Origin of the sequence: cyanobacterium endosymbiont of Epithemia clementina EcSB, from assembly GCF_029919255.1 — a bacterium.
In the GTDB taxonomy this organism is placed as follows: Bacteria; Cyanobacteriota; Cyanobacteriia; order Cyanobacteriales; family Microcystaceae; genus Rippkaea.
Window position 1 is genome coordinate 2,733,333 of the sequence record NZ_CP123991.1, and the last position, 24,158, is coordinate 2,757,490.

The 24,158-nt window shown below is 37.1% G+C and carries 20 protein-coding genes and 1 pseudogene; 14 read left to right on the forward strand and 7 right to left on the reverse strand.

The features are described 5' to 3' along the window. Positions 1-239: 239 nt before the first annotated feature. Together argS and bioD are read right to left on the reverse strand one after the other, a co-directional pair. On the reverse strand, positions 240-1,997 hold the full coding sequence (argS, locus tag P3F56_RS09105) for an arginine--tRNA ligase (RefSeq protein WP_281152547.1): 1,758 nt from the start codon (positions 1,995-1,997) through the stop codon (positions 240-242). Positions 1,998-1,999: 2 nt separating this feature from the next. Next, positions 2,000-2,692, reverse strand: a complete 693-nt coding sequence (gene bioD / locus P3F56_RS09110; RefSeq protein ID WP_281152548.1) for a dethiobiotin synthase — start codon at positions 2,690-2,692, stop codon at positions 2,000-2,002. Positions 2,693-2,968: 276 nt separating this feature from the next. On the opposite strand from bioD, the gene P3F56_RS09115 reads away from it, so the two are divergent. The 7 genes from P3F56_RS09115 (at position 2,969) to P3F56_RS09145 (ending at position 12,398) form a co-directional block, all read left to right on the forward strand. Next, complete coding sequence (locus P3F56_RS09115) at positions 2,969-3,961, forward strand: ribose-phosphate pyrophosphokinase (RefSeq protein ID WP_281152549.1); 993 nt, start codon at positions 2,969-2,971, stop codon at positions 3,959-3,961. Between the two features lie 88 nt (positions 3,962-4,049). Further along, positions 4,050-4,466 (forward strand): secondary thiamine-phosphate synthase enzyme YjbQ, encoded by a 417-nt coding sequence (locus P3F56_RS09120; RefSeq protein WP_281152550.1) that lies wholly within the window; start codon positions 4,050-4,052, stop codon positions 4,464-4,466. Positions 4,467-5,274: 808 nt separating this feature from the next. Next, on the forward strand, positions 5,275-6,333 hold the full coding sequence (gene fbp, locus P3F56_RS09125) for a class 1 fructose-bisphosphatase (protein ID WP_281152551.1): 1,059 nt from the start codon (positions 5,275-5,277) through the stop codon (positions 6,331-6,333). Positions 6,334-7,273: 940 nt separating this feature from the next. Further along, positions 7,274-8,803, forward strand: a complete 1,530-nt coding sequence (zwf, locus tag P3F56_RS09130; protein ID WP_281152552.1) for a glucose-6-phosphate dehydrogenase — start codon at positions 7,274-7,276, stop codon at positions 8,801-8,803. A gap of 46 nt (positions 8,804-8,849) precedes the next feature. After that, entirely contained in the window at positions 8,850-10,220 is a 1,371-nt protein-coding gene (opcA, locus tag P3F56_RS09135) for a glucose-6-phosphate dehydrogenase assembly protein OpcA (protein ID WP_281152553.1), read from the forward strand. A gap of 1,454 nt (positions 10,221-11,674) precedes the next feature. After that, positions 11,675-11,986: a DUF6679 family protein gene (locus tag P3F56_RS09140; protein ID WP_281152554.1), complete on the forward strand. Its 312-nt coding sequence runs from the start codon at positions 11,675-11,677 to the stop codon at positions 11,984-11,986. A 172-nt stretch (positions 11,987-12,158) separates the two neighbouring features. After that, positions 12,159-12,398 carry a molybdopterin-binding protein gene (locus tag P3F56_RS09145; RefSeq protein ID WP_281152555.1) on the forward strand — a complete coding sequence of 80 codons (240 nt, stop codon included), beginning with the start codon at positions 12,159-12,161 and terminating at the stop codon, positions 12,396-12,398. A 507-nt stretch (positions 12,399-12,905) separates the two neighbouring features. Here the strand turns inward: P3F56_RS09145 and P3F56_RS09150 are convergent. Next, positions 12,906-13,394, reverse strand: a complete 489-nt coding sequence (locus P3F56_RS09150) for a gluconokinase (RefSeq protein WP_281152556.1) — start codon at positions 13,392-13,394, stop codon at positions 12,906-12,908. A 727-nt stretch (positions 13,395-14,121) separates the two neighbouring features. On the opposite strand from P3F56_RS09150, the gene P3F56_RS09155 reads away from it, so the two are divergent. From P3F56_RS09155 to P3F56_RS10590, 3 genes and pseudogenes are all read left to right on the forward strand, one after another. Continuing rightward, entirely contained in the window at positions 14,122-15,390 is a 1,269-nt protein-coding gene (locus tag P3F56_RS09155; RefSeq protein WP_281152557.1) for a DHH family phosphoesterase, read from the forward strand. A 322-nt stretch (positions 15,391-15,712) separates the two neighbouring features. Beyond that, positions 15,713-16,639, forward strand: a complete 927-nt coding sequence (rlmB, locus tag P3F56_RS09160; RefSeq protein ID WP_281152558.1) for a 23S rRNA (guanosine(2251)-2'-O)-methyltransferase RlmB — start codon at positions 15,713-15,715, stop codon at positions 16,637-16,639. Between the two features lie 254 nt (positions 16,640-16,893). Further along, positions 16,894-17,031: pseudogene (locus tag P3F56_RS10590) on the forward strand (hypothetical protein); the annotation flags it as partial. 26 nt (positions 17,032-17,057) lie between these two features. Here P3F56_RS10590 and nusB read toward each other — a convergent pair. From nusB to hpsJ-B, 3 genes are all read right to left on the reverse strand, one after another. Continuing rightward, positions 17,058-17,708: a transcription antitermination factor NusB gene (nusB, locus tag P3F56_RS09165; RefSeq protein ID WP_281152559.1), complete on the reverse strand. Its 651-nt coding sequence runs from the start codon at positions 17,706-17,708 to the stop codon at positions 17,058-17,060. Between the two features lie 162 nt (positions 17,709-17,870). Further along, positions 17,871-18,611, reverse strand: a complete 741-nt coding sequence (locus P3F56_RS09170) for a DUF502 domain-containing protein (RefSeq protein WP_281153786.1) — start codon at positions 18,609-18,611, stop codon at positions 17,871-17,873. A gap of 200 nt (positions 18,612-18,811) precedes the next feature. After that, a complete protein-coding gene (gene hpsJ-B, locus P3F56_RS09175; protein WP_281153787.1) occupies positions 18,812-19,603 on the reverse strand; it encodes a hormogonium polysaccharide biosynthesis protein HpsJ in 792 nt (263 codons plus the stop codon). 498 nt (positions 19,604-20,101) lie between these two features. On the opposite strand from hpsJ-B, the gene pgl reads away from it, so the two are divergent. The 3 genes from pgl (at position 20,102) to P3F56_RS09190 (ending at position 22,257) form a co-directional block, all read left to right on the forward strand. Continuing rightward, complete coding sequence (gene pgl, locus P3F56_RS09180; protein WP_281152560.1) at positions 20,102-20,824, forward strand: 6-phosphogluconolactonase; 723 nt, start codon at positions 20,102-20,104, stop codon at positions 20,822-20,824. 675 nt (positions 20,825-21,499) lie between these two features. Continuing rightward, positions 21,500-21,739: a hypothetical protein gene (locus P3F56_RS09185; protein WP_281152561.1), complete on the forward strand. Its 240-nt coding sequence runs from the start codon at positions 21,500-21,502 to the stop codon at positions 21,737-21,739. 296 nt (positions 21,740-22,035) lie between these two features. Beyond that, positions 22,036-22,257 (forward strand): hypothetical protein, encoded by a 222-nt coding sequence (locus P3F56_RS09190; RefSeq protein WP_281152562.1) that lies wholly within the window; start codon positions 22,036-22,038, stop codon positions 22,255-22,257. A 581-nt stretch (positions 22,258-22,838) separates the two neighbouring features. On the opposite strand, the gene P3F56_RS09195 is transcribed toward P3F56_RS09190, so the two are convergent. Continuing rightward, the gene (locus tag P3F56_RS09195) at positions 22,839-22,967 is read right to left on the reverse strand and encodes a hypothetical protein (protein ID WP_281152563.1); all 129 of its coding nucleotides are present in this window, start codon (positions 22,965-22,967) and stop codon (positions 22,839-22,841) included. A gap of 147 nt (positions 22,968-23,114) precedes the next feature. On the opposite strand from P3F56_RS09195, the gene P3F56_RS09200 reads away from it, so the two are divergent. Further along, positions 23,115-24,134: an ABC transporter ATP-binding protein gene (locus P3F56_RS09200; RefSeq protein WP_281153788.1), complete on the forward strand. Its 1,020-nt coding sequence runs from the start codon at positions 23,115-23,117 to the stop codon at positions 24,132-24,134. Positions 24,135-24,158 lie beyond the last annotated feature (24 nt).

The following is a 24,158-nucleotide window of genomic DNA, read 5'->3' on the forward strand; positions in this document are numbered from 1 at the left end:
TAACACAACAATGTACTTCTACAGTATAGACTACAGCTCTTCTAGACTGAGAATAATAAATAAGTAGCAGATAATTTATTATTTTTTTATTTATTGACCATATTTTATAATTACAAAAACTTATTTAATCACAAAAAATAAGTTTTTATAATTCTTGGTAACCTTGGAACGCAAGACTTTAAACTTTTCTATTTTATTAGGCTGTTGTTACAGCTAGTCTAGAAAGACTGAAAGTTTCGTTACATTCTTTCCAAAACAGAAATACCTAACAGAGACAAACCTAATTTCAGGGTTCTTGCCGTTAAATCACACAGTAATAAACGAGATGTTTTCAAAAGTTTTTCAGATCTAAGGACTGGACAATTTTCATAAAATCGGTTGAACTTTTTACTTAGTTCATATAGATAATCACATAAACGATTAGGGAGCAGGGTTCTTTCAACTTCCTTAATGACTTCGTTGAATCTTAATAAGTATTGTCCTAGGTCAATTTCAGTGTCTTCTTTGAGAATAATGTCAATATCTTTTTCTAACTTCTGAAAATCAATCTTTCCCTCTCGACTAATACTTTGTATCCTTGCATAAGCATAAAGCATATAAGGGGCTGTATTCCCTTGTAATGTTAGCATTTTTTCATAACTAAAAACATAATCACTAGTTCGGTTTTGACTTAGATCTGCATATTTAACTGCACTGATTCCCACAACTTGGGAAACTTTATCAATGAACTCTTTAGATTCTTTTCTTTGTTCTTTCTCCAGTCTTTTTTCAAGATCTTGACGTGCATGATTAACGGCTTCATCTAACAGGTCTCGTAGTTTCACTGTTGTTCCTGAACGAGTTTTTAATCTTTTGCCATCTTCTCCTTTAACTAAACCAAAAGGAACATGAATAATCTCCAACTGATCAGAGATTATATTAGCTTTTTTAGCTACTTGAAAAACTTGGGCAAAGTGATTAGCTTGTCCCGCATCAGTAACATAAATAATTCGTTCTGCTTTATCTTCTTCAACACGATATTTTAAGGCAGCTAAATCACTAGTCGCATAATTGTAACCTCCATCAGACTTTTTAACAATTAATGGGAAAGGGTCACCTGCCTTATTAATAAATCCATCTAAAAAGACACATTGTGCTCCTGCATCTTCTTTCAGTAACTCTTGTTTGTCTAATTCTTTAACAATATCTTCCAAGAAAGGATTATAAAACGACTCTCCTCGTTCAGTTAATTTAATATCTAAGCGATCATAAATTACCTGAAATTCTCGACGTGACTGAGCACATAATAATTGCCAAGCATGACGTGTTTCTTTATCCCCTGCTTGTAGTTTAACTACTTTGTTTCTAGCAGTTTTTTTAAATTTTTCATCTTTATCAAAACGTTGTTTAGCCTGTTTATAAAATGTTTCTAGATCTCCAATATCTAAAGCATTTGTTGTGGTTAAAGCATCAGGGTAAACTTCGCCTAAATAAGCAATCAACATCCCGAATTGTGTTCCCCAATCTCCCAGATGATTAAGCCTTAGGACTTGATGACCTCTAAATTCTAAAGTTCTGGCAATACAATCACCAATAATAGTAGATCGCAAATGTCCAACATGCATTTCTTTAGCAATATTTGGACTAGAAAAATCAACAATTACCTTTTGAGAGAAGTCAGTTTTTTCTATGCCTAAACGAAGATCAAATCGACTTGCTTTAAGCTGATTTTCAAGATAAGTTATCTTCAGCCTAATATTAATAAATCCTGGTCCAGCTATGGTGGGAGTTTCTCCTAACTCTTCCAAAGCTAAGTTGTCAATAATTTTTTTTGCGATGTCTCTCGGGTTTTTTCCTAATTTCTTAGCTAAAACTAGGGCAATATTTGATTGATAATCTCCAAATTTAGGATTACTTGCCAGAACTATTAACGGATCAATTTCAGCAAAATCAGTTCCGAAAGCGTTAACTAATGCTTGGCAAAAATATTGGTTTAATTGTTTGCTAATAGAAATCATATTTAATATAATAAAAAATTATCAAATAAACACTCTAAATCTAAATCAGAAGAAACCTGAGCTAATCTATCGAGATTATTGATATCTGGTAAGTAGGGCAGAACTCCTAATACTCGAACTCCCGTCAATCGTTGAATTAACTCAATAGGAGTCCAATCGGTTAACTCCTGTTCAGAAACAGACTTAGAGCAGCTTAAAACAATACCTTTGAGTTTAACATTGCTTTGACGAGCTAGGGCTACATTGGCTACCGTTTTGGCGATTGCTCCTAATTTTACCGGAACAACCAACACTGTCGATAACCGCCATTCTCTCGCTAAATCAGCCACTGTTAACTCCCAAGTTACCGGAGATCCCAAACCACCTAATCCTTCAACTAAAATAAAATCAGATGTTTGCTGCAAGGAGACTAAATTTTGCCAAACTTCTTGTAAAGGAATGGATCTTCCTTCACGTTGGGCTGCGATGGGTGGGGCGATAGGGGTTTGAAAAGACAAGGGATTCACTACTTGTACCAAGCTTAAATCAGCAAACAACCGTTGATAATATTGGTAATCTCCTTTTCCTGTTTGCAACAATTTCATCAACCCTAAAGGTTGATTGGAATAATATTTTTGCCAATAAGCTGCTAAAGCAGCTGTAACAATAGTTTTACCGACTCCTGTATCTGTTCCTGCAATTAACAATGTTGTCATTCTATCAATCTAAAAAAGCTCTTGAAATTTTCTGATAATTGTTCAGTTTTGTTTAAGTTTAGGGAACAATGAAAACAATTCTTCTTAATTGTCTCATTAGTTTGCCAACTTCTCAGAAAAATTACCTAAAACTTTCAAGTATAAAAACTATCTGTGCATGTATATCTATTAAAGGGAGCGTTCGATATGATCGTACGTAGAGAAGAAAACTCACTCAGGCAAGCAAAAAACCTGAGATGATGGATTTGCTATAATTTAAAGGGACAAAAGTCTGCTGTGAGTCACACTCCTATATTAACGTTAGATCCGACAGCGCCAACACTGTCAGAGAATAATCGCCTGAGTCTTTTTTCAGGGTCTGCTAACATTCCTCTTGCCCAAGAGGTTGCCTGTTATTTAGGAATGAACATTGGGCCGATGGTTCGCAAAAAATTTGCTGATGGGGAACTCTATGTTCAGATTCAAGAATCTATTCGGGGATGTGATGTTTATCTAATCCAACCCTGTTCTCATCCAGTGAATGATCACTTCATGGAATTGCTGATTATGATTGATGCTTGTCGTCGGGCATCAGCGCGGCAAATTACTGCCGTCATTCCCTACTATGCTTATGGACGGGCTGATCGCAAAACTGCCGGGCGTGAATCGATTACTGCTAAACTAGTAGCTAATTTATTCACTGAAGCTGGGGCCCAACGGGTACTGGCGATGGATTTACATTCGGCCCAAATACAAGGTTATTTTGACATCCCCTTTGATCACGTTTATGGATCTCCCGTAATCGTTAATTATTTAGCTAGTAAACAACTTTCCGATTTAGTCGTCGTCTCCCCTGACGTGGGAGGTGTAGCTAGGGCAAGGGCATTTGCTAAAAAATTAAATGGGGCCCCCTTAGCAATTATTGATAAACGCCGTCAAGTTCATAATGTGGCTGAAGTGTTAAATCTAATCGGGGATGTTCAAGGAAAAACCGCCGTCTTAGTCGATGATATGATCGACACAGCCGGCACTATTTTAGAAGGGGCTAGACTGTTGCGCAAAGAAGGCGCAAGACAAGTTTATGCCTGTGCAACTCATGCTGTCTTCTCCGAACCAGCCATTTCTAGATTATCGAGTGGAATGTTAGAAGAAGTTATTGTGACTAACACCATTAGCGTTCCCAAAGAACATCGTTTTAAACAATTAACGGTTCTCTCGGTTGCTAACTTGATCGGTGAGGCTATTTGGCGTATCCATGAAGATACTTCTGTTAGTAGTATGTTCCGCTAGTTATCTAGTCATTTCTTCTTGCTTTAAAATAATTGGTAATTGATTATCAATTGCCGATTATTAATTGTTAATTATTGGTTAATGATTTATGAATTGCCATCAAAAAGAGCTATCTATTTCGACCAGAGGAAAAGACTTTTGTCGCATTACCTCTAAGGTAGAAGAAGCGGTTGTTGAGTCTGGAATTCAAACAGGATTGTGTACTATCTTTGTACGTCATACATCAGCATCATTGATAATTCAAGAAAATGCTGATCCTGATGTTTTAGTAGATTTATCTAATTTCTTTGCCCAATTAGTTCCAGAATCAGAACAATATATTCATAGTACCGAAGGACCTGACGATATGCCTGCCCATATTCGCTCAGTGTTAACAAAAACCTCTGAACAAATTCCTATTAGTCAAGGTAGATTAGTGTTAGGTACTTGGCAAGGAATTTATCTTTGGGAACACCGAACAGGCAGTCATACACGGGATGTTATTATTCATATAAGTGGAGTTTAAATACACAATGTAAGTAGATTGATTAGCAGTATTTTTTTGTATTGCTAGTCAATCTATGACCAGGTCTTAAAAAATAAACTTCTCTAAAAAACTCTATCGATATTTCCCGTATTTATTAATACATACTTAAATACATCATATGTTTTATGGTATCAATAAAATATTTATATTCTAATCGTTAGAGACTGTTTTTTAACCGCAACGAGGTGAATATAGTCTTAAAAAAGAAGATTATGTCAAAAAGATGGTATTTTTACGATCTAAAATTTTTTACAAAGAAATAAACCACATTTAGAAATGTATCAATCAGACTATGGAAAACACATGCTTTTTTTTAGAAAAAAAAGCGTTTATCTGTCATAAACTTTCTTGGTAATCAGACAATAGTTCGAATTTTATTAATTTTTTGAAAGAGAATAATTGTGTTTACATAATCTACAGGCTAAGTGATAATTACCTCTCAAGAACAGACAATAGAAGTTCAAAAACTAAAATAATAGTTGGGAATTTTAGGCATTAAGACTAATGGATTAATTACTATAAAAATTTGTGTTGGATCCTTCGATTACTATTTCAATTACTATTATTAGTATAATTTAGAATCTTTTCCTGTGTTCATTTTGATTTGATCAATATCAATAATCCAGACATAACCTGAAGCTAATCTAAAGTTATTGGGCAAAGCAGCAATCATTGATTAAGATCGATGACAAGCAAAATCATTGATTTAAGTATCGATGACAAGCAATATATTATGTCGATGAAGTCAAACTTATGACTTCTTAACTTTTGACCGGATGACTTCATTATGACTAGCTTCCAGCCCGTAGTTGTTCCAGAATGCAGCCTTGATCGTGACTGTACTACTCTTTCTCGCCACATTCTCCAACAACTTCAAAGCTTTTCCCCGGAAGCCCAGGATCTTAGTGCTATCATGACCCGCATCGCCTTGGCTGGGAAACTGATTGCCCGTCGCCTTAGCCGTGCCGGTCTGATGGCTGATGTTTTGGGATTTACGGGAGAAACCAATGTTCAAGGAGAATCCGTCAAAAAGATGGATGTCTACGCTAACGATGTCTTTATTTCTGTATTTAAGCAAAGCGGCTTAGTTTGTCGTCTCGCTTCTGAAGAAATGGAGGACCCCTATTATATTCCAGAAAATTGTCCTATTGGACGCTATACTCTCCTTTATGATCCCATCGATGGTTCCTCCAATGTGGATATTAATTTGAACGTGGGATCCATTTTTGCCATTCGTCAACAACAGGTAATGGATGAAGATGGAAAAGGAGCGGATTTATTGCAAGATGGCAAAGGACAACTAGCGGCCGGATATATTCTCTATGGTCCTTCGACCATGTTAGTTTACTCTATTGGTCATGGAGTTCACTCTTTTCTTCTCGACCCCAGTTTAGGGGAATTTATCCTTGCTCAAGAAGATATTAAGATTCCAGATCATGGACCGGTTTACAGTAACAATGAAGGAAATTTTTGGCAGTGGGATGAAGCTATTCGAGACTATACCCGTTATGTTCACCGACATGAAGGATACACCGCTCGTTATAGTGGAGCCTTGGTCGGAGATGTACACCGAATTTTAATGCAAGGGGGAGTTTTTCTTTATCCAGGTACAGTAAAAAAACCTGAAGGAAAATTGCGATTGCTTTATGAAACTGCGCCCCTCGCTTTTTTGATTGAACAAGCAGGAGGAAAGGCTAGCGACGGCACCACAAGAATCTTAGATATCGTTCCTGATAAACTACACGCAAGAACTCCATTAGTGATCGGTTCTAAAGATGATGTTAAGCTCGTTGAGTCATTTATTGAAGATCGCAAAAATCGAGGAAGTGAAACAGCAAAGGCGTAATATTTTGGTCTATTCCTGATAGAGTCTTTTTACTAATAAAAAGAGGCTTGTTTTCTTTCATAGATAGTTACAAAAAAAGCTACGGACGTGGGTTTTCCTGACTCTGGGAGCAACAGACAAGAACCTTATGGCTCCTAGGTTTCAATTGAAACCTAGGAGCTATAAGGTTCTTGTGGAAATTTTGAGCTTACCAAGTGGCAGAGAGGCAGACTTTTAAAAGCTAAAATACTAACTTTACAAAGACTTAACTCGTTCAAACTTATGGAATGAAAACATCCTATCAGCATTTAAAAAACAGAAACAACGATAATACAAAAGTTTTTAAGTAAAAAGAGAACTCGATTTTTTTAATTTTTTTTTTACTACTAATTCTCTTCAGGGAAGGCAGTTTACAGTGGATTAGTTCTTTTTCCAGAAAAGAAAATATAATTAGCCGCACACAAGTGAGAGTAAAGTTCACTACTCTAAAATAAGTTTTTAACTTTTGTTTTAATAGGAAAAAATTAACATTTTTGAACCCTTTCTATAGAGGGTTACAAAAATATTGAAATTATTATCTACTTGCATTTTCAACAGTTATTAAAGTTGGCAAGACTGAGAAATTGTGATTGACTTCATATCATTAAAATCAAACTCTCTTTTTTTCATATATTTTAATACCAGCAAATATTTATCTTTTTTTGTTAAAAAAATGCCGCAATCTTGTAAAAATCTCATCTTTAGTTAATCAAAAATATCGCTACAGCTAGTCTGAAAAAGCTAAAATTTGGAAGAATTGAAAAGTTGCTTTCTTTGTGTTTTCTTTTATCTTCTACCACTCTTCCCAAGAGATCTGAATACAGAATATGATGACCAAAGCTTAATTTTCTGTGATAAGTTCCCTGAAATTAAAGAAGTTTTCGGTACACTGGAGATTAACGAAGGAGCATTTGAAAACTCTATGGTAACGCTGCTAGAAAACCCCTTCCGCGTAGGACTACGCCAAGAACGAACTCCAGAACCCCTAATACTCGTAATTTTTGGGGCTTCTGGCGACCTTACTCAACGGAAACTCGTTCCCGCCGTCTATAAAATGAAACAAGAACGGCGACTTCCCCCAGGATTAACTATCGTAGGGGTCGCCCGTCGGGACTGGAGTCACGATTTTTTTCGGGAACAAATGCGTAAGGGAATTGAAGAATTCTCCGATGGCATCGGCAATGAACAACTCTGGAATGATTTCGCCCAAGGCTTGTTCTATTGCCGTGGCAACATGGATGAGTCAGAAAGCTATCACAAACTTAAAGCCTTCCTAGAAGAACTTGACAGTAAGCGAGGAACACGAGGAAACCGTGTCTTTTACCTCTCGGTTTCTCCTAATTTCTTCCCTCCTGGCATAAAACAACTAGGAGCGACGGGAATGCTAAGTGATCCTGTTAAACACCGCATTGTCATTGAAAAACCTTTTGGTAAAGACTTAAGTTCAGCCCAAGTTTTGAACCGGATTGTTCAAAATGTTTGTAGAGAAGAACAAGTTTATCGCATTGACCATTATTTAGGCAAAGAAACTGTTCAGAACTTGCTGGTTTTCCGCTTTGCTAATACCATTTTTGAACCCCTTTGGAACCGTCAATTTGTAGATAATGTTCAAATTACTGTGGCTGAAACCGTCGGGGTCGAAGATCGTGCTGGTTATTACGAAAGCTCTGGGGCTTTACGGGATATGTTGCAAAATCACTTAATGCAGCTGTTTTGTCTGACGGCAATGGAACCTCCTAACGCTCTGGGTGCTGATAGTGTTCGTAACGAAAAAGTAAAAGTCTTGCAAGCGACACACCTCGCAGACCTTCACAACCTAGAAAACTCGGCAGTTCGCGGACAGTACAAAGCAGGATGGATGAAAGGAAAATCTGTTGCTGGCTATCGGGAAGAGCCAGGGGTTAACCCCAATTCCACTACCCCCACCTATGTCGCCATGAAATTAATGATTGATAACTGGCGTTGGAAAGGGGTTCCTTTTTATCTACGGACAGGAAAACGTCTACCTAAAAAGGTTACTGAAATTGCCATTCAATTTAAGGAAGTTCCCCTACTGATTTTCCAATCTATTGCCCATCAAACTAATGCGAACGTATTAAGTATGCGAATTCAACCTAATGAGGGTATTGCTCTAAGGTTTGAAGCCAAAATGCCTGGGTCAGAATTAAGAACCCGTACAGTGGAAATGGACTTTAACTATGGGTCTTCTTTCGGTATGGCAACCGCCGATGCTTACCATCGTCTCCTCCTCGACACTATGTTAGGAGATCAAACTCTATTTACTCGTGCCGATGAAGTGGAAGAAGCTTGGCGTGTCGTCACTCCTATTTTATCTGCTTGGGATGGCGAAGCCGACCCGTCTACCGTTCCTCAATACGAAGCCGGAACCTGGGAACCCGAAGAAGCTGAATTGTTGTTGAACCGCGATGGTCGGCGTTGGCGACGATTGTAATTGAGGAAACAATTGTTAATTGTAGAATGTAAACGAAGAACCAACCATGACTACCCAAACTCCCCCTCTAGTTTCCCTACAAGACCCAAAGGATGTTTCTATTAATGTTATTGAAGCTGAACTAGCCAGTATCTGGCAAAATTACGGCGACAATAAAGATGGGATAGCTGCTACTAGGGCAACCACTTTTACCTTTGTGGTTTATGAACCTGAACCCACCCAACATTTGTTAGCTACCTTAGGCTTTTATACCGGTCCAGTAGATGGCATCGCTGGACCTCGGACCATCGCCGCGATTAAATCAGCCCAGAAAGCTTATGAGATGGAGGCAACAGGGAAATCTAACCAGACCTTACTCGATAGGTTAAAAAAAGAACTTGACAAAGCCAAAGCTGAAGGAAAATTAACCGATGTACAGCAACGGGCTTCTCAAGAATATCCTCCCGACTTGGAAGGAACAGGAATTGCCGATACCATCGCTTCGGCAAATCCTTGTCGAATCATCACCCTTTGTCCTACCGTTGGCGAGGATAATGGAGTCAAAGCTCAAGTTTCTGCCTATTGTCCAGTCAATAAACGCAGTCAACATACCCTAGTTTGTTGTGAGTACATTACCTTACGCGGAACCGCAGAGGCATTGGATAAAATTGGAGAAATTATCTCTGATTTGACCATTAACGGGCTATCTACTTTTGTCTGGTGGAAAGCTGAACCTGCTCCTGAATATGGCTTATTTAAGCGTCTAGTATCCAAAGAAAATACCTTAATTATCGATTCTAGCATCTTTAGCAATCCTGAAGAAGATTTATCTCACACTATTGAAATGTTAGCCGATGATGTTTTTCTAGCTGATCTAAACTGGGCTCGTTTGGGTGCGTGGCAAGAGTTAACTTCCGCTGCATTTGATCCTCCCGAACGTCGTGATGCTGTCAGAGAAATTGATCGGGCAACTATTGATTATGAAAAGGGCAATCCAGCACAAGCATTGATGTTTCTTGGATGGATCGCCAGTCGCTTACAATGGAAGCCTGTTAGTTATGAGTACGAAGATGGAGAATACGATGTTCGACGGGTTAAGTTTATCAGTGGTGATAATAAATCCATTGAAGTAGAATTATCAGGAGTTCCCTTAACAGACTGGGGTGAAGTTTTAGGGGACTTAATTAGTCTTAAGTTGAGTTCGACTAATCTTAAAGCAGACTGTTGTACCGTCTTGTGTTCAGGAACTACTGGATGTATGCGAATGGAAGCTTCTGGCGGTGCGCAGGCTTGTCGTATTGAACAAGTAACTTCCTTAGCAGATCAAAAAACTGACCACCTGTTAAGTAAGCAATTGCAACGGTGGGGTCAAGATGTTCTTTACAAAGAAAGTATGGAAGTTGTGGACCAAATTCTTAAATTGGCGAGTCAATCTTAAGAGTTAACTTATTCTCAATATTTTAGGGCAAGTTTAAAGATAAAGCTATCTTTTAAAACTGCCCTTTGTTTATGGTTTGTATATTGCGTATAATAAATTGTTGGAGCCCTTGCAAAGCAAAACATTTAGCCGATAATTTTTCTTGAGATAGACAGTTTTTTCTGTCCAAAGCAAGTGTCTAATAGTTCATTGACTATTCTAATAAATTTTTGTAATGCTTAGACTAATATGATTATGTAACTTTAAATATCCTTCTGACAATCTGACAAATTTTTATTTGATGCTATTTCTTTTTTATTATATTTAGTTCTGGACTATAAGTTTATATCTAAAACAGATATAGTTCTTTTTCTTCCTGTTTTTTTAGTTAAGCTTTAACTAAACTAGTTGTGTGAACGTTGTGTTAACTAACTCATTATCATCTCTATTCCTTTATTTTTGAAGTATTTTTTAGTTTCACTTACCTATTTGTATGGTTTTTTATTGATATAAAATCACTTAAATTTTTGTCTTATTTCTATATAAAAATTATATGTTATTTTTCTTTTTTTACTTTGTGTAATTACTTTATTCTTTCTTTTTCCCACGCTTTTTAAAATTAAATACTACTTTTATTGCTCGAATAATGTACCTAAAAGCCGTATTTTACAAAACTTTCTATTTTCATTTCGACTCAACTTAAAATGATTAACTGATAGTTAAAAATTGGGAGCAGGAAATGGGAAGCAGTTCAGAGAAAAAAAATAAAAAAAATGTCAGTTCTTAATAATTAGAAATATTTAAAAATAAAAATACATAGATACAAAAAAGTGCCATCTATTTACTAAAGTATTTGCTCAATATGAACTATATAGTCTAATTTTCTAGATTAGAAGCATTAATACCTCAAATTGAGCTAATTCATTTCTATGAAAGTAGATATGCTATATGGACTATCTCCAGACTTTTGTTTCCATGTTTTATAGACGGATTACAATTCATAAATTTTAAATTCATCAAGATAGTCAGCACAATTATAGAGGAAAAGAAAACATTATTGACACTATTAATTTTTACACTATTAATTTTTCTCTGTACTAAAAACTGATGAAGCACTAAATTTCTGAGCACTAACGTATTACACAAAACGATGTGTCGTTGAAAACGATACACTTATATAGTATGTAAAGATATTGTGCATAGCAGATAACAATAAATTCTTGACTTGATATATTTACTGCCACTCTATTATTCTTAGTCTAGAAGAGCCATAATTGCTTCTTTTAGAAATTATGCTGAGTGCAACCTTTCCAGAAAGCATTAGACTCAAACTACTTAGACTATTTTTGGGAGCAACTCATCTGAACTATCTAGCTAAACCAAAAAATTTTCTCTTCTCACGGATAGGAGTCAGTGTGTTATTGTTAAGATGACATTATTATGACTGAGATGTATTACCTGCTAAGGAGAGACCTATGCTACATCGCAAGATTTATCAAATCTGTACAGAGGGTCGTGAAGTCTGTCTTTTCTTGCGGGACCAACAGCGTTGGATTGAAGGGGCTACTATAGTCTCCCTAGAAGGAGACTTAGTCACAATTCGTTATGAAACCGAAGAAGATGACGAGATTAGCTCCTGGGAGGAAATGATTCGACTCGAGAGTATTGGTTCTTTGAGTCAAAAACTAGCGTCCGTTTCAAGATACAATTTTGAGCTCCCTATTTCTGATGAATGTCCTAGCGAGGAACAAATTCATCCCCATTCTCCCGAATCAAATCAAGAGTAAATCCTTCGCGGACTTTCGTATACAGTGCAGATTTCTTGACCTTGTTCATGAGATTGTCTGAATGATAGATTATCATGGCCGGTTCTACATCTTAATCCCAGAAAATCCCATGTCGTACATCTGCGCGATTTATATGGGAACATTTCACTGTCGTCAATGACTTTAGTAACTTATGTTGAATAAGTTTTTCGAAAAATCCAAATCTGATAAGAGCGGTTACGTTACTCCTAGACCGTGTTTAGCCGAAAGGTTTCCAGCGTTAATCTATGGAGATATCCCCCAAGTTAATCTCCAGGATTGGGAATTTCTAGTCTGGAAATTAGCTACTCCTAAAATATTTAGTTGGTCGGCGGATTTGATGAAACTTTCCTATCAGGGGTGTACTAAGGACTTTCACCGTGTTACCTTTTAATCTAAATTAGAAGTTGAGTGGAAAAGAATTAAAGTCATTTATTTTATGAAGTTAGTAAAACTCGTTCTGTAAGTAGCCTATGTCATACGACATTGTTTATGAGGGATATGCGATAAATCTTCTCCTTGAAGATTTTGCGGGAGAGACTAACTTCTTAGTATTTGGATTGTTCGGATAATCTCTACCTCCCAGTCATAATAAGCAAATGCGATCAATAGTTTCTCATTTATTCTTTTGGAAGAAAGCTAAATGAATTAATCGATTAGAATTTTTGCTTAAAAATAAGCCGAATTTTGGAAACATAATGGCTATCCCTGACAGTGAGAGCCTTAGCAGAAGAAGCGTTATTGTGGCTACAATTGGTTGTGGTAATATAAATAATTACCTAAAAATCAATCAGAAGTTCTATGATTGATTTTATTTTAGACTTTAGCTTAAGTATCATGATTTTACTTCTCAATCAAAATCTCTTCTTTCGACCAACAATTTTTTATTTTTATTAGATTTTTAGGAAACAGTAAGATTAGATAATATTTGTTTTATAATTTTTTCTGGAGTTGGACCAATATCGAGAATGATCGCGTTTTTTGGTTCTTCTAGGTCTTCAAATTGAGACTTGAGCATCTGACTTTTCATAAAGTGTTCTTTTCGTTTGTTCAGTCTTTCCAAAATTTGCTCAAAACTCCCTTTAAGATAAATCCAAACTAGATCTTGATGATTACCTTGGAGTAATTGCCTATAGGATTTCTTGAGAGATGAGCAGGCAATAACAGCATTTTTTTGATGTTGTTGTAGATTATTAATTAAGTGACTCAGAGATAGTAACCAGGGCTGGCGATCTTTGTCGTTAAGAGGAATTCCTTGACTCATTTTTTTAATATTTTCTGATGAATGTAAATCATCTGCATCATAAAAATGATAGTCCAACTGAAAGCTAAGTTGCTTTCCTATAGTTGTTTTTCCCGAACCAGATACACCCATTATGATATAAATCATAGAATTATTTTTGTTTCCTTTAAAAAATAAATTAACAGGCGTTAGTTAAGCTATGATTTTTAATCTAAATTTTTTTAACTCATGAACTTACTGGTTTTAGTCTTAATATTACTAATATTTAACTGGATTTTTTCCCATACTTTAACAAGTATCCCTATTATCTTGTTCCATAACCTTAGGTCGTTATTCTGGAATTTACTAAGTATTCTATGCTTGATTATTATCATTTGGTTTTTTGGAGAATAATTTAGGGGTAAACAAAATTATCGATAATAAAACATGAGTTAATTTAGAAAGATTTAAGATCGAATGATTATCTAGAAAAATGATACTTATTCAAGGATCTATGGTAAAATCCCACCATTTTATGACAAAAAAAACCTACCGTAAAAATCACGTTAAAATGATAGAGTAATCTAGAAAATGTGTCTAATCTAAATTAGATCTTTATTTCTAAATCTTTATGTCAAAAGATTTAGAAATACTTTGTCTTGCCGATCAATCACAGGAAGACCCGAAAGTAACCCTAGGTATCCTTCTGTGTGTCGATAAAGTAGTTGAATATACGGTTAACCATCCTAATTGCCTTTTACACTCCATAGAGTTGTCTCATTGCCAAATTTTTCTAATGAAATGCTAGACTCTGACCGCAGTTAGTTAAAAATCTCTGAACCTCTTAATATTAACTTCCATTATTAACCATCTCTTCTCACTAAACTACTTGCAGATGAAATCAACCTTACTTACTCCTAGTAACCATAAGACCTCGCAGACAAAGTTAAGATCGCAGTTGACTCCGGGGGAAACTGAGCTAACGAACACGGATTCTGATGAGAACAGTTCAACAACTATCATTCCTAGTCATGGAAAGAAAAATCATGATGTACTCCCGGGACAACTTGCTCACAAGTTACAACAGTCTTTAGAACATCATCAAGGAGAATGTCAAATTGTTATAATTCAGGATTTTCCCGATCCTGATGCCCTCTCAAGTGCCTGGGCTTACCAACTCATTGCCCAACCTTATGATATTAACTGTGATATCGTCTATGCCGGAACCCTATCCCATCAGGAAAATATTGCCTTAGTTAAGTTAACTGGACTACCTGCTAAACGATGGAGTGTTAATACCCTTAAAGAACGAGATCTTTCTATTTATCAAAGTTGCGTGTTAGTGGATAGTCAAGGGAATACCAGTCAATTGATGCCGTTGGTTAAACAAGCTAAAATTCCCATTGCTGTTGTTATTGACCATCATGGCAAACAAGGGGACATTAGAGCAGAATTTCTTGACTTGCGGCCTCAAATTCGTGCCACCGCAACGATTATTACTCAATACCTACAGGCAGGACTATTAGACCTTGATAGCAGTGATAACGTTCATGTGAAGTGTGCAACTGCTTTGATGCATGGCATTCGTTCGGATACTAATAATTTACTCCAAGCTCAAGAACAAGACTTATTAGCAGCAGCTTATTTATCTCGTATCTATGACTCCCAGTTACTTAATGCCGTGCTACAATCAGCGCGTTCACGGCGAGTTATGGATGTGATTGAGCGATCACTGAAAAATCGTTGGACTCAAAACAGTGTTTCTATTGCTGGAGTAGGTTATTTACGTTACGAAGATCGAGATGCAATTCCCCAGGCTGCTGATTTTTTAGTCACAGAAGAAAATATTCATACTGCTGTGGTGTATGGCATTATCCACGATCAAGATAATGATATTGAAGTAGTAATCGGTTCTCTGAGAACCAATAAGCTTACCCTCGATCCTGATGAATTTCTGAAGGAAGCTTTGGGAAAAAATAGTCAAGGTCGATACTATGGAGGTGGAAGAGAAATGGCTGGTGGGTTTGAAATCCCCATTGGTTTTCTTGGGGGAAGCAACGACAACACTAACTACACCAAACTTAAATGGGAGGTCTTTGACGCCCAAATCAAGCAAAAACTTTTAAGATTAGTAAATCCTGAAGATAAAGTGATTCATGCCTGACCCCTCATAGAGTCATCTAGAAGGTACGAGATGACCTTCATCTTAATCAGATTACCATTTCTAGCCGATAATAAACGAGCTCTGCCTCAACTTTTCGCCCATTTCTTATAATTAGTTCAAAGTAACCCTAGATCTAAAAATGATATAACTGACTATAATCAAAAGTTCAGATTTTCTACACCTTGAGCAAATCTTATTAGCTATTTCTGAAGGATTCCATGGTAATAAACTCACTATCTATTATTTTATGGGTAAATTGAGCGCCAGAATCTTTGCTTCTAAAAAGTATAGACATATCTTTATTCTTCTCCACACATCGATTATGACAGAAAAACCTCATCCAGTTTCCAGCAATAACAACCCTTATAAATCTAGAAAACCAACGATAAGAAAACAAAAATCTTCATTGAGAGCAAATATTGTCCCTAAGACTCCACAGGAAGATGATGAAACTAATGATCTAGTTTATGGTCGCCACTCCGTTCTTACGGCCTTAGAAAGTGGTCGCCAATTAAATCGAATTTGGATCACGAACAAACTCCATTATGATACTCGCTTTCATTCCTTACTCCAAATAGCGAAAGCTAAAGGAACAGTAATTGATGAAGTTAACATTCAACGCCTAAATCAAATTACTCACAGGGGAAATCATCAAGGAGTAGCAGCCCAAATTGCTCCCTATACCTATCAAGATCTGGATGAGTTGATTTCTCAGTCCAAAGCTAGTATAAAAGAACCAGTCATCATAATTGCTGATGGCATTGCTGATCCCCACAACCTAGGGGCAATAATCCGCACGGCTGAAGCGTTAGGAGCACAAGGATTAGTGATCCCTCAACGACGGGCAGCTGGAGTGACTTCTACTGTAACTAAAGTAGCCGCAGGGGCATTAGAATTCTTTCCTGTGGCTAGGGTTGTAAATCTAAGTAGAGCTCTAGAAACCTTAAAAGCAGCTGGTTTTTGGATTTATGGCACTACAGCTGAGGGGGGTAAACTGTTACACAGTATAGAACTTCGAGGCGCGATAGGATTGGTGATAGGCTCAGAGGAGAATGGATTAAGTTTATTAACTCAACGCTTTTGTGATCAACTTATCTCCATTCCTTTAGAAGGAAGAACCCCAAGCCTAAATGCTTCTGTAGCAGGGGCTATCACCATGTACGAGGTATATCGTCAACGTTGGTCAGCTAAGCTTTATCTGGGGTCTGAACCATACTCTACAGTTAAAGAACTTAATTTGGACTCATAACTCACCTACCATAAAAAACTAATGAAAAGCGAGGAGTCAATAAAACGCTAAAAATTTTCTTAAAAAGAGAACGTTACAATAGCACTTCAAAAACAGTCAAAATTGTCATAAAGGGAATGAGGATAAAACAACCTATGCTTACAATCTTGAATTTTTTTGGACTAGCTTACTGGGTAGAAATTATTACAAAAACTCCCCAATGTATTTAATATTTTGGTCCGTTTGTCCGGAAAGAATTAGCAAGAGCCAGCTACGGAGGTTATCTCAAAGACTTACAATCTGAAGGAGCTCAAGAAATTCAAGTGATTAAACAATTTTTAAGGAAAAAGGAAGTATCCAACAATTTCAAGAGATGTTTCGTTTCAATCGTCAGTCCTTCTAAATTGCTTTAATTCCCTATTCCAAAGTCTCCTAATTTTTAGGTGGGGTCTTTAGGGCTTATTGATTTTCTCAATTGTTCGGTTAATCGCCGTAAAACTCCATTGATGAAACGATAACCCTCGTCGTCAGAATAACGCTTAGCTATTTCTACCGCTTCATTAATGGAGACCTTGAGAGGGATATTGAGAAAAAGAATCTCTGCCGCTGCTATTCTTAGGATATCTCGATCAATTCTGGGCAAACGGCTCAATTGCCAATCTACAAGGACAGACTCAAGCTGTTGGTCGATTTCGAGTCGGCGGCGATAAACAGTCTTGATCAACTCCAATGTATACTCTACCACTTCATATTGATTCGAAAGCTGAATCATTTCGGGTAGTTCGATTGCATAAACTAAGCGGTTAATAGCTCCTTGAACTAGTTCAATAGCTTCGGACACCATGGCTTTTGCACTTTGAACATCAGCCGCTCGAGTCTCACTTTTTAGCAATCGTTCATGACCACGTGTTAACTCTGCTGCAGCGGTTTCTAAACTATCTTGTCCTTCAGTGGTTAAAGTACGAATTGCCGCTAAGACTAAATTACTAAACTCTTTTTGTTCAAGTTTTTCGGAACTCCCCTTAATTTGACTAAGACTCAACAGGGCCAATTCACGGGAGATTCGGCGAGGTTTCTGATTAGAAGGCATAGTACGATGATATCAAAAATCAAAAGTGAGAGAAGAAGAAAAATGCCAAAGTAGACTGTACAACTGCACTCGTAGTCAATGGGCAATAGGTTCGTACTCAGAAATTCATAAGGCTATGACAAACAATAAACCATTAACCGCATAGTTTATGATACCCATTCATTAGGTTTCGTCTTCCGTTGAAATGATATCAGCAGATTCTTGAATGATAGGTTTTTCTAAGGAAACTAACTTTTGATCATGAGATTGAGATAAGGTGACTGAAACCGATTCCGTAGCATGAGGACTGACTATACCGCCAGAAATCAAGACTTTAAAGGCATCTTCGATGGAAATAGATAAATTAATCACATCATTTTCAGAAACGATGGTATACCACCCAGAGGTAGGGTTAGGAGTCGTCGGAATAAAAACACTAAGCATTGGCTCATTAAGATGGGATTGTAATTGAGCACTCAACGCTCCAGTGACAAAACCAAGACTCCATACTCCTTGACGGGGGTACTCAATCATGACGACGCGGCGAAACTTACTTTTAGAATCCTTAAATAGGGTTTCTAAAATTTGTTGAAGGGTTTTATAAACAGCTCCAGCCAAGGGAATTGATTGTAAAATTCGTTCTCCTAAATCCAACAACCAACGGCCTGCAATATTGCGGGCCATTAAGCCAATAATTAAAATGCAGAGCAGAGGAACGGCTAACCCCACGATCAAATTAAGACAGTAGCTCAAAATTGGATCAAGCCCGTCAAAAGGATTAAGCTGCTTAGGAATTTGCGTCAGCAAATTAACTACCCAGCTAGCAACAGTAATAGTTAGCCAGATGGTTGTTGCTAGAGGAATCACCACTAACAAACCGGCAATTAGATCATTTTTTAGATCTTGCTTGAAGCGTTGAAGCACATCCGCAAACTCTTCAATAAGAAGGTAATCAATCCCACTTATAGTATCATAGTTTGTTCGGAGTTTAGGGGACATCAATCTGACTAATCGTGCTGAGTCTAGTCATTGTAGGCTTTTTAGGGATTGCTAAAAAAGTATTTGAGTCAAAAGGGCAAAAATATAATCGGAAATTTAGCTATGATGGTTTTTCTTCTTGAAATTTAAGAAGTTTTGCTCCCCATCACAACTTTCAATCCAATCCAGCCAACAGTACTATAAACAATGGCTAGCATCAAACTACTTAACCCAATACGTAAACTTTGCTTAAGAGCTTGAGCTTTAGCTTTATTTTCGGCCTGTCTGCGTCGATCAATTAACTGTCCTTCTAATTGTTCAGTCAACTCATTAATGCGATTTTTGTATTCTGTTGGATTTTTGGATAAGTCCTGTAATTGTTCGAGTTGGGTACGTTGTTGTTGTAATTGTTCCAGCTGTTGATCATTGAGGGATTGTCCTTGAACTTGTCCTGACTCAACTACCTGATTTAACTGTTGAATCTGTTGGCTAAGACGTTGGGGATTCTTAGATAATTGATCGATCTGAGTTAAAAAAGCTTGAATTTGGTCAGCCCCCTGTCCAGCTCCTTGCTCAATTTGATTCAGGGCATTAACTTTGGCTTCATTAAGATTATTGAGGTGAAGCGGAACAATTAACAAAAACATAAGCCCCATGATGGTAGCCAGGATATAAATAGGGACTCGTAAATCGAATTCAGAGGATTTACGAGGATTAGCCTCGTTTAAGTTTTCGATAAAATATCCAACTAAAATTAACCCTATCCCCACCAAGGGAACGATTCCACGATCAACAATACTTGTAAGCAATCCAATTTGCCATTGAGAACTTTGCAAGTTTAAAGGAATAGCTAGAGTGATATAGTCCAACAAGGAAGATAGGAGCAAAACTACTCCAATGAGTTTAAGCGAAAGAGAGGTAAAGGCACGGTTATTCATCGTCATTTTATCTGCTTGGCTGTTGATTCATTCAGTGGAGATTGATGGAAGAGGTTAAGCCATACCTGACAATAATAGGGTTCACCACGATTAAGAGGCAATTTAAACACCGAAAATAGCTACGGAATCATACTATTTTTGGCAAGCCCTCTCCCCAAAAAATGGATGGATGTTTTTGGCGAATTGACAGGTTAACCCTTTTCTCAACCATCCTGTTAAAACATTAGGTACAAATTTGTCAGGATAACAATCACTGTCAATATGATAGTATTTAGTGGTCCAATTGGTTTGTGCCAAAACAGCTAATAAAACAGCTAATAACTGAGAACGGTTTTAGAATTTGAAGAAATTTGTTCTCCTCAGTTACTTTAGGTTGACACTGTCTCTCGGTGAAATCACATCGAAAAACATAGATTCGGTGTCTCTTTGTACCTTCTGTCTAAAAGCCTTGCTCAAAAAGAGTCTACATAGGTTACAGTTGAACGCGATTTAAAAGCAATGAAAAAATTGATTGAAGTCTTACCAAATAAAACTGCTCTCATTGAACGATCTCTGTCTCTAACGGTGGAAAAAATAACCAATGCTATTCAAAACAGAGAAAAATGTAGCCTAGCTCTATCTGGGGGCAGCACTCCTAAACCATTGTATGAAGCCTTAGCTAAGCAATCCTTACCCTGGGAAAAAATACATATTTTCTGGGGAGACGAACGTTATGTGAGTTGTAATCATTCGGACAGTAATCAACGGATGGCACGTCAAGCTTGGCTCAATCAAGTCCCTATTCCAGCAGAAAATATTCATCCTATGCCCACAGAGTCAGGTGATCCAGCCGTTGATGCCCAAACTCACGAAGCTGAATTAAGAGAGTTTTTTCAGGTTGTTCCAGGAGAGTTTCCCGCTTTAGATCTCGTATTACTTGGTATGGGGGATGATGGACATACAGCTTCTTTGTTTCCTCAAACAGCAGCCCTCGATGTTCGTGATCGCTTAATTACTGTGGGTAATAAAGATGGACAGCCTCGCCTAACCTTCACTATCCCTTTGATTAACCAAGCTCATTGTGTGATTTTTATTGTGGCTGGCGAGAATAAACGTCCGGCTTTAGCTCAAATTATGGCTCCTAAGTCCGATGACAAAACTTATCCCTCACGTTTTATTAAGCCCCAAGACGAACTCTGGTGGTTACTTGATCAAGCAGCTGGGGCTGAACTCAAAAGTTAACAGAAAGAGCCATTTTGGTGCCGATAAGCTATTTTGTATCAACTCTGAGGGTCAGCAGAGTAAATACCATGAATGTTTTGCTATTTTTCTCTTACCATAGAGGTTATATAATCTACATTTAAGGAACTATAGCTTATAGTTTGTACTGAACTATTAGTTCTCACCCCTCTGCAAACTCTTATTGTAGATGATCTATCGGCGAGCTCACGGCTGATCAGACTCCCCTTAATCATCTACTGAACCTAGCTAACTTCACCTCGCCTGATATCCATACAAGAAAACCGGTAAATCAGCTCTTTATTTAAGAATCCCTATGCATCTTGATTCCTCTTAAGTTTTGGCTTTTAATTCTAGTCTTGATCGTTCTTGTTCATGCTCAAGGTCTTATAAACAAGGTCTTATAAACTAAGAGTTAACAAACAATATCCCTAGCTTAGGGTGGTTAACTTAGCTAATTTAATTAATTATTTTGTCACTATTTAGTTCAGCCTTACTTCATTAATGAGGGCATAGCCTGGTTGCTTGCGCTCAAAATATTGTATTAGGTTTAATTTTATTACTCTGTTCTTATTTGGATGACTATCGCCGGTCCTTTGTTGAGTTTATGCTTATGTGTTCTCTTTTTTAGCCTTACTAAATAGGTATTAAAAAGATAATAAGGTATTTTTAGGGTATATGAAGGAAGATTTGTCCCAAATTAATTTAGTTTTAGGGATTTTAAATCTGATTCTAGGACTAACTCTTAATGGGGGGGGACAAATTCTTAAGGCTATTGTCTGGAAAATAACCAATGATCGCTTGGAAGGAGGTGTTTGGCTGCTACAAGCAGTAAATTTGTTGGTTCATTCAACAGCTCTGCAGGGATCTTTTTTATTCTGGCAACTAACACATCAGGTCCAGTATGGATCGCTTTAATTGGTTAACTTATTATGTGTAACTCCAACAATTATTAACATAATACTTGTCTACAATAGAGTTAAAACGACCATAGTTAGCAACAAAGTAATAACTCGTAAGTTTTGGGTTGTCAGTAGTTATCTTACTCTCGATGAATTTGCTCAAGGATATATTTTCAAAGATTTCTATACCTCTATTACCTATTTGCTACTTCCGAAGGACATTGTGGTGGTCTGATTCGTCTCGAAGACTTACCGTATATAGAACAAACATGTAGAGAAATAAAATCTTGACCGAGATTTCTCATACCTTAATTGATATTTCCGTTATATCAGAAACCTTCCCTTGTAATTGAACAATCGGAATTAACTTATGATTATCGTTTAACCATTTTATCGCTAGCCGGAGTGGTGATAGAAGTAATTGATCGTACAGATATTGTTAGAGCAGTGGCGACCTATCATAATTTGTACATTCCAGATAGTGAGATTAAACGGAACAAAGCCAAAGGACGTTATTCTCCTATTTACAGTTAACCGCAATGATACAAAGTTCTCAGCATTAGGAAATTTATGTTAAGGAGAACATTCAGAGAACTTGATCTTCTGTTTGAGTTGATAGCTTTTATAGACTAGCTACAACAAAGTTACAAAAAGTAAAAATAAAGTTTTTAGAAGTTATTAATAGCGAATTCATCATACTTCAGTCTAGAAGAACCCAGGTTATTAAGATTAGGCACTATGATTTCTTGAACTTATTGCTTTTGATGCAAAAGAATATAATTTATTTCAGTGTATAGAAGTTTGAGATGTTGATCAATCAGTTGAAGTAGTTGAAGAACTTGAATCATAATTAGACTGACTGCTTCGATTAATTTAGTCAAATTTAAACTGTTGTTAGTTTTTTTAGAAAAATCTTTAAAAGACTGGATATAGATGTAATTTATTACAAATACAAAGTCTAACTGTTGACTAAAATTAATTTTAATAAACTTATTTTTTGAAAATTTTTATGATTAAAAACATTATTTGATCAAATATATATTTGATTTTAAAGTTGTTTAAGTATGATCTTTTAATCTTGGGAAGAAGATAAACCGGACATCCCATGTTTGAAATCAGTCTCTGTTCACACTCCCCACATTTCCCAAACTTCCAATACAATGAGAAGGGACCGATATCAAAATCGGTTCACGACGACTAAACACAGTCATCTGTTGTACGGAAAGAACTGTCAGAATTTGCACCTATGGGAGATATTCCCCAAGAGGTGGCTATTATTCAAAGATGGCACATAGAGGATGACATTGGTTTGGCACCGAACTGAGCCAAGAAAACCTCGTGCAACAGTGGTGAGGTTGTTCGCATCGTTATTTCCCAATTATCAATCGGTTATGATCCCTGCTATTGTTATTGAGTCCCTAAAAAAAAATTACGGTACTCTTGAAGCCATTAAAAACATCTCCTTTAAAGTCCAACCGGGAGAGATTTTTGGCTTATTAGGTCCTAATGGAGCGGGAAAAACCACTACCATACGCTGTTTATGTACTTTAGCTAAGCCTGATGGTGGTAGCATTGAAGTAGCGGGAATTTCCGTTCTTGAGCGACCCAAAGCGGCCCGTCGCCGCTTAGGATATGTGTCCCAAGAAGTAGCCTTAGATCAAGTATTAACAGGACGGGAATTATTAGAACTGCAAGCCGCCCTTTATCATCTTCCCCAAAAAGAAGCCAAAAATCGTATTGCTGAATTAATCAGCTTACTGGACTTAAAAAACTACGCTGATCGCAAGACTGGAACCTATTCAGGAGGTATCCGTAAACGCCTAGATTTAGCAGCTGGTTTGCTTCATCGACCAGAGGTATTGGTATTAGATGAACCCACCGTAGGGTTAGACATAGAAAGTCGGTTCGTTGTTTGGGAATTCTTACGGAAATTGCAAAAAGCCGGCACTACTGTCTTGATTACCAGCCATTACCTTGAAGAAATTGATGCCCTGGCTGATCGCTTAGCGATTATAGATCAAGGGCAAGTTATTGCCGAGGGAACCCCTTCTCAGTTAAAAAATAGAGTGGGCGGTGATCGCGTTACCCTAAAAATCCGGGAGTTTTCTCCAGTAGAAGAAGCCCGACAAGCCAAAACCTTACTTCAAGATTTGCCCTTTGTTGAAGAGGTGATAATTAACCACTGCCAAGGCAATTCTCTTAACCTTGTGGTGACCATGGGGAGTAATTGTTTAAGTCAAATTGAACAATCTTTAATAAAGTCAGGACTGCCTATTTTCAGCTTAGCTCAATCGCGTCCCAGTCTTGATGATGTCTACTTAGCCGCCACTGGTCAAACTTTGATGGATGCTGAATTGGAGTCCGCCAGTATTCGAGATCTAAAGGCTGAGAAAAAACAACAAATGAAATGAAGTTATCCTACTCTAAGAGTAGAT

What these genes read in the sequence shown, in the direction of transcription:
- argS (WP_281152547.1), bottom strand. Translation starts at nt 1,997, where the DNA reads ATGATTTCTATTAGCAAACAATTAAACCAATATTTTTGCCAAGCATTA.
- bioD (WP_281152548.1), bottom strand. Translation starts at nt 2,692, where the DNA reads ATGACAACATTGTTAATTGCAGGAACAGATACAGGAGTCGGTAAAACT.
- P3F56_RS09120 (WP_281152550.1), top strand. Translation starts at nt 4,050, where the DNA reads ATGAATTGCCATCAAAAAGAGCTATCTATTTCGACCAGAGGAAAAGAC.
- fbp (WP_281152551.1), top strand. Translation starts at nt 5,275, where the DNA reads ATGACTAGCTTCCAGCCCGTAGTTGTTCCAGAATGCAGCCTTGATCGT.
- zwf (WP_281152552.1), top strand. Translation starts at nt 7,274, where the DNA reads ATGGTAACGCTGCTAGAAAACCCCTTCCGCGTAGGACTACGCCAAGAA.
- opcA (WP_281152553.1), top strand. Translation starts at nt 8,850, where the DNA reads ATGACTACCCAAACTCCCCCTCTAGTTTCCCTACAAGACCCAAAGGAT.
- P3F56_RS09140 (WP_281152554.1), top strand. Translation starts at nt 11,675, where the DNA reads ATGCTACATCGCAAGATTTATCAAATCTGTACAGAGGGTCGTGAAGTC.
- P3F56_RS09145 (WP_281152555.1), top strand. Translation starts at nt 12,159, where the DNA reads ATGTTGAATAAGTTTTTCGAAAAATCCAAATCTGATAAGAGCGGTTAC.
- P3F56_RS09150 (WP_281152556.1), bottom strand. Translation starts at nt 13,394, where the DNA reads ATGATTTATATCATAATGGGTGTATCTGGTTCGGGAAAAACAACTATA.
- P3F56_RS09155 (WP_281152557.1), top strand. Translation starts at nt 14,122, where the DNA reads ATGAAATCAACCTTACTTACTCCTAGTAACCATAAGACCTCGCAGACA.
- rlmB (WP_281152558.1), top strand. Translation starts at nt 15,713, where the DNA reads ATGACAGAAAAACCTCATCCAGTTTCCAGCAATAACAACCCTTATAAA.
- nusB (WP_281152559.1), bottom strand. Translation starts at nt 17,708, where the DNA reads ATGCCTTCTAATCAGAAACCTCGCCGAATCTCCCGTGAATTGGCCCTG.
- hpsJ-B (WP_281153787.1), bottom strand. Translation starts at nt 19,603, where the DNA reads ATGAATAACCGTGCCTTTACCTCTCTTTCGCTTAAACTCATTGGAGTA.
- pgl (WP_281152560.1), top strand. Translation starts at nt 20,102, where the DNA reads ATGAAAAAATTGATTGAAGTCTTACCAAATAAAACTGCTCTCATTGAA.
- P3F56_RS09185 (WP_281152561.1), top strand. Translation starts at nt 21,500, where the DNA reads ATGAAGGAAGATTTGTCCCAAATTAATTTAGTTTTAGGGATTTTAAAT.
- P3F56_RS09200 (WP_281153788.1), top strand. Translation starts at nt 23,115, where the DNA reads ATGATCCCTGCTATTGTTATTGAGTCCCTAAAAAAAAATTACGGTACT.